The following is a 12,997-nucleotide window of genomic DNA, read 5'->3' as shown; positions in this document are numbered from 1 at the left end:
TGGTACGAAAGCCGGCAACAAAGGCGGCGAAGCTGCTATGGGCGCATTAGAAATGGTCAATGTTTTGGCCGAAATTGGTTAATTAGGAGCACGACTTGAATCCGAAAGCTCGCCGTAAGGCCCGAGAACTTGCCGTTCAAGCCATCTACAGTTGGCAGCTGAGTGGTGATCCAATGGCAGAAGTGGAAGTTCACTTCATGACAGATCAGGACATGGACGGCGCTGATATTGACTATTTTCGTGAGGTGCTCAGTGGCGTCGCTAGCCAAATTAAAAGCTTGGATGCGCGCCTGTCAGCTTTGACCTCACGTCCTTTGGATGACGTTGACCAAATTGACAAAGCCATTTTGCGCTTGGCCGCCTATGAATTCTCTGCGCGCCAAACGCCATACAAAGTTGTGATTAACGAAGCGATTGAGTTGGCCAAAGTATTTGCCAGCGATGATAGCCATAAATTCGTTAATGGTGTGCTTGACCAAATGGCGCCTCGCGCCTAATCCAGCCTACCTCTCAATGAGCATATCGCCGTGAACGAGTTCGATCTCATCCGGCAATACTTTCAGCAAACTGATACCGAGCGTGCCGACGTGGCGCTCGGTATTGGTGATGACTGCGCCTTATTGCAACCACTCGCCCATCATCACTTGGCGGTCACGACCGATACCATGGTCGACGGTGTTCACTTTGATGAACGGTTAACGCCGGCCGATCTGGCCTATAAGTTAGTGGCGGTTAATCTGTCCGATCTTGCGGCTATGGGCGCCGTGCCTTGTTGGGTGAGTTTGGCATTAACGCTTCCTAGCTCCGATCAAACTTGGCTTAGTGAGTTTGGGCAAGCATTGGCACATCAGTTACGTCACTATCAAGTTGCACTTGTTGGTGGTGATACCACCCGCGGCCCACTAACCCTGAGTTTAACGGCGCAAGGACAAGTTCCGGCGGGGCAAGGCCTAACGCGAAGCGGGGCTGCTGTTGGTGATGTTATTTTAGTATCTGGCCATTTAGGCGATGCGGCATTAGCGCTAAATCAACACAAGTTAACGCCGCTGACAGCATCTCAATGTGCGCGAGTCGAAGCGCGTTTGTTTCGGCCAACACCACGGGTAGAGCTGGGCTTAACGTTGCGCCAGCTTGCTTCTGCCTGTATTGACATCTCTGATGGTTTGAGCGCCGATCTTAATCATATTCTCGAACGTTCGAGCAAAGCGCTTGGCGGCGCTAACGCCAGCATGTCGACTGTTAGCCTTGGCGCCTGCATTGATGCAGACAAATTGCCCGTATCTGCAGAGGCGGTGAGCGTACTTGGCGAGCAGGGCGCTGCTGCAAATGCGCTGAATGGTGGTGATGACTATGAGCTTTGCTTTACGGTTCCTGCTACTCGCCTAAATGAGGTCATTGCGGCGGGTAAAAAGGCGAATACGCCTGTTACTGTCATTGGTGAAATAGTTGCTGATGGCGGGCTTCAAACATATTACTTGGGTCAAGCTGTTGATTGGCAGGCGCAAGGCTATTTACATTTCTCTGACTAGAATGACTACGCCATCATGACAAAAGCTGCTGAATCAAAACCTAAGCTTGTACCCCGTAATTTCACCCATTGGGCCGCCGTAGGCTTTGGCAGTGGCTTAGCGCCAAAAGCACCAGGCACCTTTGGTTCATTAGCTGCGATTCCATTGATTATGATAATGGCGCAATTGCCTCTATGGGGCTATTTAGTGGTGACTGTGCTGGCGTGCTTGGTTGGCAACTATTTGTGTGGTCGCACCGCAGATGACTTTGGTTCCCATGATCATCCGGCAATTGTTTGGGATGAATTCGCAGGCATGATGATCACTTTTATTGCCGTGCCGCTGAGTTGGCAGACCATCATTGCCGGTTTTGTTTTGTTCCGAATCTTCGACATCCTCAAACCATGGCCGATTCGCTGGCTCGATCAACATGTCCACGGCGGCTTTGGCATTATGGTGGATGACTTGCTCGCCGGCGCCATGGCTTGGTTGGTGTTAGTCTTTGTTCTGCCAGCTCTTGGCCTTGGATTGTTGTAGCGCACTTTCTAATTATCAGAATGAGACGTTTCTTGGTCTTTTCTGAGCTGCAACCACAAAAAAAGAGGCGTTGAAGCCTCTTTTTTTGCCAGTACATTAGAACCAGAAGTTATTGTTCAAGGTACTTTTTAATACTCGTTTCAATGCCCTCGGCATCAAGGCCAAGCTCAGCCAAGATCTCTTCTTGCGTACCGTGTTTGATGAACTGATCAGGCAAGCCTAACTGAAGTACCGGTTTGGCGAGTTTGTTCGCCATCAGCACTTCGATAACTGCTGAGCCCGCGCCACCCATAATGGCTTGATCTTCAACTGTGACCAGTACGTCGTGATTGCCAGCTAATTCAACGATGCGAGCTTGATCCAGCGGCTTGGCAAAGCGCATATCTATCAGCGTGGCATCAAGGGATTCGGCAACCGCTTTACACTGATGAAGCAGTGGGCCGAAGGCCAAAATAGCCACGTTTGCTTGCTCACTATCACGAATCGTTTTGGACTCACCGATGGTGAGCATTTCCATTGGGCCGTCAAGCGATGAGCCCGTTCCTTTACCTCGCGGATAACGCACGGCTGCTGGTTTATCGAGTTGGTGGCCGGTATAGAGCATGTTGCGACATTCCGCTTCGTCTGACGGTACCATCACCACAATGTTTGGAATACAGCGCAGGTAGCTGATATCAAAAGACCCTTGGTGAGTCGGACCATCTGAGCCAACCACGCCGGCACGATCAATCGCAAATAATACCGGCAGATCTTGAATTGCTACATCGTGAATGACTTGGTCATAGCCACGCTGAAGGAACGTTGAGTAAATCGCGACTACAGGTTTGTAGCCCTCGCAGGCAAGGCCTGCGGCAAGCGTGACCGCATGTTGCTCGGCAATCGCAACGTCCAGATATTGTGCTGGGTATTCTTTAGAAAACCGCACCATGCCTGAGCCTTCACGCATCGCAGGGGTAATTGCCATGAGCTTAGTGTCGGTTGCGGCCACATCACATAGCCAATCGCCAAATACCTTGGAGTAGGTCGGCACGCCAGGCTTGCTGCTTGGTAAAGAGGTATGGGCCGGATCAAACTTAGGGACCGCATGGTAACCAATTGGATCTTTTTCGGCAGGCTCATAGCCTTTGCCTTTGACGGTTTTAATATGCAGCAACTGCGGGCCTTTTAAGTGGCGCATGTTGTGCAATGTTTCAACGAGTGTGTCGATGTCATGGCCGTCAATAGGGCCAATGTAGTTAAAGCCCAGCTCTTCAAAAAAGGTGCCGGGAACCACCATGCCTTTCAAATGCTCTTCGGTACGGCGGGCCAGCTCTTTAATGGGCGGCAGGCCTGACAATACTTTTTTGCCACTTTCGCGAATGCTTGAATAAAAGCTGCCCGACAATAGACGCGCGAAGTGGTTGTTCAATGCACCAACATTTTCACTGATCGACATTTCATTGTCGTTCAAGATCACCAGCATGTTGGGGTTTACATCGCCAGCATGGTTCAACGCTTCGAATGCCATGCCCGCGGTCATTGCGCCGTCACCAATGATAGACACTACTTGCTGATTGCTACCTTGCCGTTGCATGGCAATGGCCATACCAAGTGCGGCACTGATGGTGGTGCTGGAGTGACCTACATTGAAGTGGTCATAACAACTCTCATCGCGCCATGGGAACGGGTGTAAACCATCTTTTTGTTTGATGGTGTGCATGCGTTCACGTCGGCCAGTCAGAATTTTGTGCGGGTAGGCTTGATGACCCACATCCCAAAGTAGGCGGTCATCGGGGGTGTTGTAGACATAATGCAGCGCAACGGTAAGTTCAACCGTGCCGAGGCCTGAGGCTAAATGGCCGCTGCTACGGCTGACTGACGCAAGCAGGTATTGACGCAACTCCCGACAAACTTGTTGCAGTTGATCCTGCGATAGCAATCGCAAATCATCAGGGCTGTTGATCTTCATCAACAGTGGGTAGTCAGCAGGTTCAATACTCATGGGCAGTTATATCAGGCTATGATGTCTTGTTGTAATAATTATGCGTTACGCTTTGCGTCAGCCGTTAATATTTACGGTCGACGATGTAGTGAGCGAATACTTCAAGTTGTTGGCTATTGTATGGCAAAGTTTGTAACGCTTGTAGCGCTGATTTTAACAAGCTGTCAGCTTTTTGGCGTGCGCCCGATAATCCTAATAGCGCTGGGTAGGTCGATTTGTTGGCTGCTTCGTCTGAACCCTGCGGTTTACCAAGGGTTTCTGTATCAGAAGTCACATCCAAAATGTCATCTTGAACTTGAAATGCAAGGCCAATCGCGGTGGCAAATTGCTGCAATGTTTGTCGCTGCTGCGCATCAACGTTGGCAATAATCGCTGACATATCGACCGCGCAACGCAACAGTGCGCCAGTTTTCGCCAAGTGAATCTGCTCTAATTGAACTAAATCTACCACTTTGTCGGTGGCTGCTAAATCCAACGCTTGACCACCACACATGCCGCGATAGCCGCTTGCTTGAGCCAGACTTTGCACCAATTGCAATTGAATCGCGGGGGCAAGATCAGAATTTGTTTCACTGAGCAACTCAAACGCTAAAGTTTGCAGCGCGTCACCCGCTAAAATAGCTGTAGCCTCATCAAATGCGATATGGCAAGTGGGTTGGCCGCGGCGCAATTCGTCATCATCCATGGCGGGTAAATCATCATGGATCAACGAATAGGCGTGAATGCATTCGATGGCAGCCGCTGGGTTATCGACTTGCTCAAGTGGAACGCCCAGCATGTCGGCCGTGGCATAAACTAAAAAAGGTCGCGCACGTTTGCCACCCAGTAGTAAGCCATGAGCCATGGCAGCTTTCAGAGTGTTCGACTGAGTTGGTAACTGATCAATTACGTCGCGCAGGAAGTGATTGATGCGTTGCTGATAGGCGGCTTGAGATTGACTTAAATTGGTCATTCGCGCCATCACGACGTTGATTCGTCAAAATCAGACAAAGCCGCTTGATCGTCTTGGCTGAGCAGAATTTTGACTTGCTGCTCGGCTTGATCGAGCTTGTCGCGCGTGGTTCGAGCAAGCGCAATGCCGCGCTCGAAACGTTTTAGAGCTTGCTCCAGCGGGATCTCGCCTGACTCGAGCTCAACCACAACGTGTTCGAGTTCGGACATGGCGTCATCAAAGCTAAGGTTTTCAGGTTTTTTGGCAGCCATTGCATGCTCCTTCACAATATCGCGCAAAGGTATCGCAGCAGTGGCACTGAATCAATCTGAAAGCACAATATTGTGCCAAAATGATGAGCATGACTTGCGTGCGTTCGGCGAAGCCTTTATAAACGTACTCAGCCGGAAAAACGCGAAAAGCATCTGAATGCAAACAGAAATCGCGATCAGCAAAGGAGTAGTTAGGTGGATTTAGCAACACTCATTGGACTTATTGGGGCGTTTGCATTTGTCATCATGGCGATGGTTTCCGGCGGTAGCATCAGCATGTTTGTCGATGTGCCCTCGGTTCTTATCGTACTTTGTGGCTCCATGTTCGTGGTGCTGATGAAGTTCAATCTTGGGCAGTTTCTTGGTGCCGCTAAAATTGCCGGCAAAGCATTCATGTTTAAAATCGACAAGCCTGACGATTTAATCGAAAAGGCTGTTGAAATGGCTGATGCTGCCCGTAAAGGTGGCTTTCTGGCCTTGGAAGAAGCTGAAATTGGCAACAGCTTTATGCAAAAAGGCGTCGACTTACTGGTAGATGGCCATGATGCTGAAGTGGTACGTGGCGCACTTTCTAAAGATATTCGGTTGACCGCAGAACGTCATGACATGGGCGTGAGCATCTTCATGAAGCTGGGCGATGTTGCGCCAGCGATGGGGATGATTGGTACCTTGATTGGCTTGGTTGCGATGTTGTCCAACATGGATGACCCCAAAGCGATTGGTCCGGCGATGGCGGTTGCTTTGTTAACGACCTTATACGGCGCCATGTTAGCCAACATGGTGGCTATTCCGATTGCAGACAAATTAGCGTTGCGTAAAGAAGAAGAAATGTTGAATCGTCGTCTGATTATGGACGCCATTCTCGGTATTCAGGATGGGCAAAACCCTCGCGTTCTCGATGGCATGTTGAAAAATTACCTCGCCGAAGGCAAACGTAAAATCGATACCACCGAAGAGTAGGCGTAGGAGGATACGGCGATGGAAGAAGAAGAATGCAAATGCGAGCCCGGGATCCCGGCTTGGATGGCGACGTTTGCCGACTTAATGTCGCTGCTGATGTGCTTCTTCGTATTGCTGTTAGCATTCTCCGAAATGGATGTGCTTAAGTTTAAGCAAATTGCCGGTTCGATGAAGTATGCTTTTGGTGTGCAAAACCAAATTGAAGTCAAAGATATCCCCAAAGGAACGAGCGTGATTGCCCAAGAGTTCCGTCCGGGCCGCCCTGATCCAACGCCCATCGACCAAATTACCCAGCACACCATGGATATCACCAAGCCTTCGCTCGAATTCCAAGAGGGCCGTGACACCACTGCCGGTGGTCAAAGCCAGGCCGATGCCATGCAGAAATCCAATCCGTCATTTGAAGTAACGGATGCGGAAAGTGAAACCGTGGCGCAAGACACCACGCAACAGGCTCAGCAAGAAACCGCAGAAACGGCAAAACGAATGGCGGCTCAGCTCGAAGATGAGATTGTTGATGGCGCCATTGAGATTGAAGCGCTTGGCCAACAAATCATCATTCGAATTCGAGAGCGCGGCGCGTTCCCGTCGGGCTCTGCGTTCTTGCAGCCCAAATTCAAACCCATCATTCGTGAAGTGGCGGGCTTGCTCAAAGATATTCCCGGTGAAGTCACAATTTCTGGCCACACTGATAACGCCAAAATTAGCTCTGAGCTGTATCGGTCGAACTGGGATCTATCAAGCCAGCGAGCGGTGGCTGTTGCGCATGAGATGTCATCGGTTGACGGCTTTGATGATGACCGCATGGTTGTGATGGGGCGTGCCTCTTCCATGCCGCTGGTTCCCAATGATAGCGCAGACAATCGTCGCAAAAACCGTCGTGTTGAGATTTCTATCATGCAAGGTAAAGCTAAAAACTCACGTGAAATACAAGTGACTCAATAGCAGCCACTTGTTATTGAAAGGCTGAAATGCTGCCTCTGGGCCGGAAAGTTTTCAAAACTCTCCGGCCTTTTGTTTTGCTGCGCCGTTGGTTTTTCTGGTCGATACATCTGTGTATAATTCGCGATCCTCAAATCCAGTGGCAACAAAAGGTGTGGCCCCATGAAGTTTGTTATCAAACTCTTTCCTGAAATCATCGTCAAAAGCCGGCCAGTGCGTAAGCGCTTCAGCAAAATGCTTGAAGGCAATTTACGCAACGTGCTGAAGCGAATCGATGACGGAGTTCGGGTGCGCTCTTTGTGGGATAAAGTCGAAGTAGAAAGCCCAGATGATGCATCTGCTGAGCTAAATGAACAGCTATTCCAAGCCATGTGTAAGGTGCCTGGCGTCGACATAGTGCAAGAAGTACGTCGCTTCGAGTTCACCAACCTTGATGACATCTACCAACCGGCACAAACCATTTATGGGCCGCAGCTGAAAGGCAAAACCTTTAGCGTGCGAGTGCGCCGCACTGGAACACATGAGTTTTCATCGTTGGACATTGAACGCTATGTTGGCGGTGGCTTGAATCAAAATTCAGACAGTGAAGGGGTTCGCCTCAAGAACCCGGACATGGAAATCCGTCTGAGTATTGAACAAAACCAAGTTTCAATGATCACCCGTCAAGCGAAAGGCTTGGGTGGGTTTCCTATCGCCACTCAGGAAAGTGTCTTGAGCCTGATCTCCGGTGGTTTTGACTCGGCAGTATCGTCCTTCCGCTTTATCAAACGTGGTAGTCGCGTGCATTTTTGCTTCTTTAACCTTGGCGGCGATGCGCATGAAACTGGCGTGCGGGAAATGGCACACTACTTATGGCAAACCTTTGGTTCGTCGCATCGAGTGAAGTTTGTTGCGATAGCGTTTGAAGAAGTCGTGGCAGACATCCTAGAAAATGTTGATAACAGCCACATGGGCGTCATTCTCAAACGGGTGATGATGCGCGCGGCCGACAAAGTTGCAGAGAAACTCAATATTGAAGCCTTGGTCACCGGTGAGGCGATGGGCCAAGTTTCAAGCCAAACGGCAACGAATTTGAATGTTATTGATAAAGCCGTTGAACGAGTGATTCTACGGCCACTCATTGTTTCTGATAAGCAAGAAATCATTGACCAAGCACACCAAATTGGCACCTATGATTTGGCTGCCAGCATGCCTGAATTCTGTGGCGTTATTTCCAATAGCCCAACGGTCAAGGCGAAGCTATCAAAAGTGATCGCCGAAGAAGCGAAGATGAATCTTAATCTTATCGATGAGGTGGTTTACCGCGCGAAAGTGGAAGACATTCGTGATGTGCTGAAAGAAAAGCCGGCGCAGCAAGAGGTCGATATTCTAGCGAGCTTACCGCCGCAGGCCCATGTCATTGATGTGCGTAATGATGTTGAAGTTGAAGCGCAACCGCTGGAATTAGAAGACGCGTTTGTTACCCATATTCCATTCTTTAAGCTCGGCACTAAATTTGCCGAGCTGGATACCAGTGTTGATTACTACTTGTATTGTGACCGTGGCGTGATGAGCCGCCTACAAGCGATACACTTGCAAGAGGCGGGTCATCAAAACGTCAAGGTTTATCGCCCGTAAACATACCTAACACTCATTATTGCGCTGGAGTCTCCACGGGCTCTAAGCGCACGATGCGACTGCTATTGGTTCCTCGGTCTTCCAACGCTAAGTAGATAGAACCATCGCGGCCTTCAATGACATCTCGAATCCGGTCTTGGTTTCTTAATAACACTTCTTGCGATTGCACCTTGCTGTCTTTGAGCTCCAACAGCACTAATTGTTCTGCTCTCAAACTGGCAACCAACAAGTGGCCGCGCCATTGTGGGAATTGATTGCCTTGGTAGAAATGCACGGCCGAAACGGCTAACGATGGCACCCAAAATACTTCTGGTTGCTCCATACCTGCTTTAGCTGTATTCGCCGTCATCGGGGTGCCGCTGTAATTCATACCGTGAGTGATTTCTGGCCAACCGTAGTTCAATCCTTTTTTAATCAAATTGAGTTCATCGCCGCCGCGCGGACCATGTTCAACCGACCAAATGTCACCTGTTGCTGGATTTAACGTGATGCCTTGTGGATTGCGATGGCCATAACTCCAGATACTTGGGTATTTGGCATCCGGATATGGGTTGTCGGCTGGCGTTGCGCCATCGAGAGTCAGGCGATGCACTTTGCCATTAGGATGGTCGAGGCTTTGCGCCTGTTCTTTGCGGCCACGATCACCAATGGTGAAATACAGGTGATTGTCTTTAAATATGATACGCGAACCGAAATGCACGCCAGCGCTGGATGAATCGTCTGAATCACCACTAAATAAGATTTGCTGTTGTTGCCACTTACCTTGCTCGATTTTACCGCGCACCAAGGTTGTCATACCGGAAAACAAATCCTGACTTTCGCTGTAGGTTAGATATACCCAGCCCGTTTTTTCAAACTCTGGATGCAACGCAACATCCAACAATCCGCCTTGACCGCGTTGCCAAATGTCCGGCAAGCCTTTTATCTCTGTAGCGCTGCCATCGGGCTGAAGGTGCCACAGTTGTTTATCGCGAATCGTGACCAAAAAGCTACCGTCAGGCAATTGCGCCATCGCCCAAGTGATGCCGCTGAATTTCGCAAGCTCAACGAGCTCAAAAGCATGGTGCTTGGTTTGCACCAGTCCTTGCTCAACCGCACCTACCGATTCGTCATTGTTGGCTTGACTGGCTTTCTCGCGAATGTGGATCACCAAGCTGCGGATGGCCTTGTCATCTAAGGTGGCAGCAAACGGCGGCATACCATTTTCAATGCTGCCGTCGCGGATGATTTTTTCAATGCCTTGGTCTGTGTTGTCATAAAGCCAGACGCTATCTGTCAGCGATGGGCCAAGGCCGCCTTCCAAATTTCTGCCATGGCAATCGGCACAATAATCACGATAAACGCCAGCTGCGGTACGGGCATTGGCTTGTGTGCTGATAAGTGTTGATAACACAATCAACAGGGTGCTAATGAAAAGTGCGTTCATACCTATTCCTTTATCGTTCGGCAAAGCGGCTGGTTATCATGTCAGGTTAGTGGCTGCAGCAACTGTCGCCCGATTTGCAGCTATGGTTGTCACTGCTGCAACAATCATCGGTGTGAGCGTGGTCATCGTGCTCAAGCTCTTCATCTTCTAACTCTTCAAGCAGCATGCACAGCGGAGTCTCCACATCAATTGACGCTTGCTCGCCTAACAAAACGTCAATCAGGGTGAGAGCAAAGCGCATTGCGGTGCCAGGCGCTTGACTTGTGATCACTTTATGCGGCTCGTCCACCACCACGGCTTCGTCGGGTAAACAATACTCTGGGTAAAGCTGATCCTGAAAAGTAGGGTAGCAGGTCGCATAGGCTTCGCCGAGTAGATCATGGTGTTGTAAAACAACCGCTGGAGCTGCGCAGATCGCCGCTATCCAACCATCCTGATCGCGCTGTTGTTGCAGTCGTTCGATCAGTGGTTGGCAATCTCGTAATGCTTCTGAACCTGGCATGCCACCAGGCAGGACAATCATGTCATAGTCGCTACTTGCAACGTCAGATAACAATGCATCGGCGCTGATTTGAATATGACGCGCCAAGGTTAACTGGCGGCTATCGCTAATGCTGGCCAAGGTTACGGTAATGCCGGCGCGGCGCAATACGTCGGCGATGATCACCACCTCCATATCTTCACTGCCTGAGGCAACGGGAAGTAATACATGTGCTGTCATGGGGAAGTCCTCTGTTGGATTAACCGTTACTCGGCGCTAGTTGGTGGATCTGCGTTAACAAGGCTTGATGCCCTGCGCTTGGTAACTTAAATGTTTGCGCTTGCTGCACCAGATAGCCACTAATGTAGTCGATTTCTGTCGGCCGCTGATGCAATACATCTTGCAGCATTGATGAACGATTGGCCGCGGTTGCTTGGGCAACTTGCCGTACCTGCTCAACCAGCTGGTCATCTTGCATGGTGATGCCGGCTGCTCTAGCCACGGCAGCGCCTTCGCTGCAGAGTTGACTTATTTCGGCAGCATAATGTGGTGCCAGCAAGTTGCCATTGGCGACTTGGTCGCGAGCCGTCAGTGGGTTGATGACGGCGTTAATCAGCAATTTTTGCCATAAGGGTTGCCAGATGTTTTGATGCCAAAAAGTATCGCCGGGCATGCTGCTAAACAACTGAGTTAACGCTTTTAAATGGTCGTCATTAGTTGCCGCGGCCCCCATATCAGTCTGACCAATACCAGTATGTTTGACGTTATTAGCGGCCGTTCTTAATGCGCCATGGCGCGAACTTGCAAGGATCAGCTGACAATGCGCTGGTAGCAGCGGCAATATCTGTTCTGCAGGCCCCATACCGTTATGAAGCAACACCAGAATGCATGGCGAATTAAGCCTACGTTGCTGCAATAGTTGTTTGACCGCAGGAATCACTTGATAGGCTTTCGTGGTGACTAGTATGACATCGGCGGGCGTAGTTAGTTGCGTACACTGCCAGCGCTGCTGACTGCCATCGAGCTGTTCCAGTTGGAATGCTTGAGAACGCATGAGTCCAGTGCTGTTGAGCAAGCCCACTTGATGGCCGGCAAGCGCCAAATAACCACCATATAGCTGACCAATGGCGCCGGCGCCACAAACCAGAATATTCATGCTGTTCGTGTATTCAACGACAATCGAATCACCAATGGCCGCAATAGCAGACTTGCCACTACACCACTGCTATTTGCCAGCATATCGCCCCAACTGCCGGTGCGATAACCCGTTTGCTCTTGCGCCAGCTCTATGACGCCGCTGTAGGCGATGAGGGCGAATACGCCGACAGGCCAGAACCAGCGGGGAGCGGCGCGCTCTAGTAGCAGGCCTAAGGTCAAATAAGACAAGAAGTGAAGCAGTTTGTCACCGTGATCAATATCCAACGGCGGTTGATCAAGCGGCATCAAACATGTCCAAGTGACGATGCTAAGCGCACTGATAAATAACACTTGAAACCAGCGTTGTTGCATTAATAAGTAAGACATGTCTGCTGCGGCATATGGATTTGCCGCTAGTTTAGCGGTAAAGACCTAGTTGAATCTAGCCGTGCGTTGGTTGTCTACCAAGCTTGGCTCTTGACGATAGCCAACGCTCGTTGGATCACTTTGGCGTCGGTACTGGCACGGTGGCGTTTGAGGTTCAATTCAGCCGCGGCTTGTTGATAGCTTGCGTGATAATGACTACTTTCTTGCTCGGTCATTAAGCTGCGAATCGTTTCAAGCTTAAAGCTAGGCCAACAGTCCGCAGCGTCATATAACCGCATCAACCACGATTGGTCTTGCCCCCATGCGTCGCTGTATAAGGTTCGACCTTGCAAAAAATCATTTAGCTCACGGGTCACGTCAGCTACGGGGCGACCTTTTTCGGCGAGCAATTGGCGGCTGATCCCATGGGTTTGTTCTGCGTCTTCAGTCCAGTGAGTCCAGTCGGGCATTGGCTTGATGAGAAAACAGCGGCATTGACCGTCATTGCGGCAAACGCCGATCTCAATTGGATAAGAGCCCCGGCCAAAGCCAGAGGCCTCAATATCAATCACATCAACCAAATCGATCAACTTGGCGATTGGCGGTTGTTGTTGGGCTTGTGCGAGCTCCATTGAAACCTATTCCTCATGGGCGCAGTTGTTTCTACAAAATGAGATTTGTGGGCGTCTGGCTGTGGACTTTAGCAATGGGCTAAATTGGCGCAACCAAGCGGCGACTAACGGCAGAAACACTGCGAAAAATAACCTGTTGGCAGACAAATAGGTGATTCACGTAAACTTTGCAATGTTTTACCCTCGATAATGCGGGAGAAGCCTGTC

14 protein-coding genes and 1 pseudogene are annotated in these 12,997 nt (G+C 50.1%); 7 read left to right on the top strand and 8 right to left on the bottom strand.

Features of this window, described 5'->3' with window-relative positions; all coding sequences use genetic code 11:
- The 4 genes and pseudogenes from ribH to K0504_RS12245 all read left to right on the top strand — a co-directional run.
- A pseudogene (gene ribH / locus K0504_RS12260) lies at positions 1 to 82 on the top strand (6,7-dimethyl-8-ribityllumazine synthase); the annotation flags it as partial.
- A 13-nt stretch (positions 83 to 95) separates the two neighbouring features.
- Positions 96 to 497: a transcription antitermination factor NusB gene (gene nusB / locus K0504_RS12255; protein ID WP_220104485.1), complete on the top strand. Its 402-nt coding sequence runs from the start codon at positions 96 to 98 to the stop codon at positions 495 to 497.
- Positions 498 to 527: 30 nt separating this feature from the next.
- Complete coding sequence (thiL, locus tag K0504_RS12250) at positions 528 to 1,529, top strand: thiamine-phosphate kinase (protein ID WP_220104484.1); 1,002 nt, start codon at positions 528 to 530, stop codon at positions 1,527 to 1,529.
- Positions 1,530 to 1,544: 15 nt separating this feature from the next.
- Positions 1,545 to 2,045: a phosphatidylglycerophosphatase A family protein gene (locus K0504_RS12245; RefSeq protein WP_220104483.1), complete on the top strand. Its 501-nt coding sequence runs from the start codon at positions 1,545 to 1,547 to the stop codon at positions 2,043 to 2,045.
- Positions 2,046 to 2,154: 109 nt separating this feature from the next.
- On the opposite strand, the gene dxs is transcribed toward K0504_RS12245, so the two are convergent.
- The 3 genes from dxs to xseB all read right to left on the bottom strand — a co-directional run bounded on the left by dxs (position 2,155) and on the right by xseB (position 5,229).
- On the bottom strand, positions 2,155 to 4,026 hold the full coding sequence (gene dxs / locus K0504_RS12240; RefSeq protein WP_220104482.1) for a 1-deoxy-D-xylulose-5-phosphate synthase: 1,872 nt from the start codon (positions 4,024 to 4,026) through the stop codon (positions 2,155 to 2,157).
- A 64-nt stretch (positions 4,027 to 4,090) separates the two neighbouring features.
- On the bottom strand, positions 4,091 to 4,978 hold the full coding sequence (gene ispA / locus K0504_RS12235; RefSeq protein WP_220104481.1) for a (2E,6E)-farnesyl diphosphate synthase: 888 nt from the start codon (positions 4,976 to 4,978) through the stop codon (positions 4,091 to 4,093).
- Between the two features lie 8 nt (positions 4,979 to 4,986).
- Entirely contained in the window at positions 4,987 to 5,229 is a 243-nt protein-coding gene (xseB, locus tag K0504_RS12230) for an exodeoxyribonuclease VII small subunit (RefSeq protein ID WP_220104480.1), read from the bottom strand.
- A gap of 195 nt (positions 5,230 to 5,424) precedes the next feature.
- On the opposite strand from xseB, the gene pomA reads away from it, so the two are divergent.
- From pomA to thiI, 3 genes are all read left to right on the top strand, one after another.
- Positions 5,425 to 6,189: a flagellar motor protein PomA gene (gene pomA, locus K0504_RS12225; RefSeq protein ID WP_220104479.1), complete on the top strand. Its 765-nt coding sequence runs from the start codon at positions 5,425 to 5,427 to the stop codon at positions 6,187 to 6,189.
- Between the two features lie 18 nt (positions 6,190 to 6,207).
- Positions 6,208 to 7,134: a flagellar motor protein MotB gene (locus K0504_RS12220; protein ID WP_220104478.1), complete on the top strand. Its 927-nt coding sequence runs from the start codon at positions 6,208 to 6,210 to the stop codon at positions 7,132 to 7,134.
- A gap of 159 nt (positions 7,135 to 7,293) precedes the next feature.
- A complete protein-coding gene (gene thiI, locus K0504_RS12215; RefSeq protein ID WP_220104477.1) occupies positions 7,294 to 8,748 on the top strand; it encodes a tRNA uracil 4-sulfurtransferase ThiI in 1,455 nt (484 codons plus the stop codon).
- Between the two features lie 16 nt (positions 8,749 to 8,764).
- Here the strand turns inward: thiI and K0504_RS12210 are convergent, their stop codons facing one another.
- From K0504_RS12210 to K0504_RS12190, 5 genes are all read right to left on the bottom strand, one after another.
- Positions 8,765 to 10,174, bottom strand: coding sequence for a PQQ-dependent sugar dehydrogenase (locus K0504_RS12210; RefSeq protein ID WP_220104476.1), 1,410 nt, complete (start codon positions 10,172 to 10,174; stop codon positions 8,765 to 8,767).
- 46 nt (positions 10,175 to 10,220) lie between these two features.
- Positions 10,221 to 10,895 (bottom strand): DJ-1 family glyoxalase III, encoded by a 675-nt coding sequence (locus K0504_RS12205; protein ID WP_220104475.1) that lies wholly within the window; start codon positions 10,893 to 10,895, stop codon positions 10,221 to 10,223.
- Between the two features lie 19 nt (positions 10,896 to 10,914).
- Positions 10,915 to 11,811 (bottom strand): ketopantoate reductase family protein, encoded by an 897-nt coding sequence (locus K0504_RS12200; RefSeq protein ID WP_220104474.1) that lies wholly within the window; start codon positions 11,809 to 11,811, stop codon positions 10,915 to 10,917.
- Entirely contained in the window at positions 11,808 to 12,179 is a 372-nt protein-coding gene (locus K0504_RS12195; protein ID WP_220104473.1) for a VanZ family protein, read from the bottom strand. The genes K0504_RS12200 and K0504_RS12195 overlap by 4 nt, the downstream gene beginning before the upstream one ends.
- Before the next feature lie 74 nt (positions 12,180 to 12,253).
- Positions 12,254 to 12,790 carry a 3'-5' exonuclease family protein gene (locus tag K0504_RS12190; RefSeq protein ID WP_220104472.1) on the bottom strand — a complete coding sequence of 179 codons (537 nt, stop codon included), beginning with the start codon at positions 12,788 to 12,790 and terminating at the stop codon, positions 12,254 to 12,256.
- Positions 12,791 to 12,997 lie beyond the last annotated feature (207 nt).

This window comes from Neiella holothuriorum (genome assembly GCF_019457915.1).
In the GTDB taxonomy this organism is placed as follows: domain Bacteria; phylum Pseudomonadota; class Gammaproteobacteria; order Enterobacterales; family Neiellaceae; genus Neiella; species Neiella holothuriorum.
Note: the sequence above shows the minus strand (reverse complement) of the source record. Positions and strands in the feature narration are given on the sequence as shown.